The organism is Alkalibacterium sp. m-11 (assembly GCF_054658155.1).
Window position 1 is genome coordinate 1 of record NZ_BAAGIR010000643.1, and the last position, 248, is coordinate 248.

General features: G+C 36.7%; 1 protein-coding gene. It reads right to left on the reverse strand.

The window, feature by feature from the left end:
* A partial coding sequence (locus ACYQ2O_RS13765; protein WP_459796880.1) for a hypothetical protein occupies positions 1–227 on the reverse strand: 227 nt, incomplete at its 3' end.
* Positions 228–248 lie beyond the last annotated feature (21 nt).

Consider the following 248-nt stretch of genomic DNA (forward strand, 5'->3'; position numbering starts at 1 on the left):
TCGATAGCTGGATATTTTAAAATCCATTTCAACCGATCAATCAAATAATCTTCGGAATACATTTGATCAGTCACCTGGCGAAAGGAGTGGAAGTACACCCTCTGTTCGCTTTCAGTCAATGTTTCAAAATAACGTAACATCCAGTTTGGATAAACGCGTTCTGTATGCATGTCTCTAAAGATTGAGAAACCAAGGGTTTCTAGGCTATTAAAATCCTTCTTATTCATTTTTTTGTTGGATAATCCCCA